The 489-nt window shown below is 62.8% G+C and carries 1 protein-coding gene; it reads right to left on the bottom strand.

The genetic code is table 11. From position 1 onward, the window contains the following. Nucleotides 1–489, bottom strand: a 489-nt coding sequence (locus B3605_RS02030; protein ID WP_296431967.1) for a penicillin-binding transpeptidase domain-containing protein, incomplete at both ends; no start/stop codon positions are given.

The following is a 489-nucleotide window of genomic DNA, read 5'->3' as shown; positions in this document are numbered from 1 at the left end:
CCGGTCTTGCCGGCGACGTCGCGTTCGCCGAGCTGGACCTTGCCGGCGGCCGTACCGCGCTGGATAACGCCCTGCATCATCGAGGTGATCTGGTAGGAGGTCATGGGGTCGAGAACGGTTTCGCGGTTATCCACCACGTTCGGCTCTTCCTGGTTCTGCCAGTCGCTGGCGTTGCAGGCTTCGCAGACGCGCTCCTCATGCTTGAAGATGGTCTTGCCGTAGCGGTCCTGGATACGGTCGATGAGCGTCGGCTTGATCTGCTTGCCGCCGTTGGCGATGACCGAATAGGCCGAAACCATGCGTAGCACGGTCGTTTCGCCGGAGCCGAGCGACATGGCCAGTACCGGCATCATCTTGTCGTAGATACCGAAGCGGTTGGCATATTCGGCAACGACGTTCATGCCGAGGTCGTTGGCCAGACGCACCGTCATGCGGTTGCGCGAATGCTCGATGGCGAAGCGCAGCGTGTTGGCGCCGCCGCCCTCGCCT

The sequence above is a fragment of the Rhizobium sp. UBA1881 genome, assembly GCF_002338015.1.
Taxonomy (GTDB): domain Bacteria; phylum Pseudomonadota; class Alphaproteobacteria; order Rhizobiales; family Rhizobiaceae; genus Rhizobium.
The sequence above is the reverse complement of the archived record's forward strand: the minus strand, read 5'-3'. Positions and strand labels throughout refer to the sequence as shown.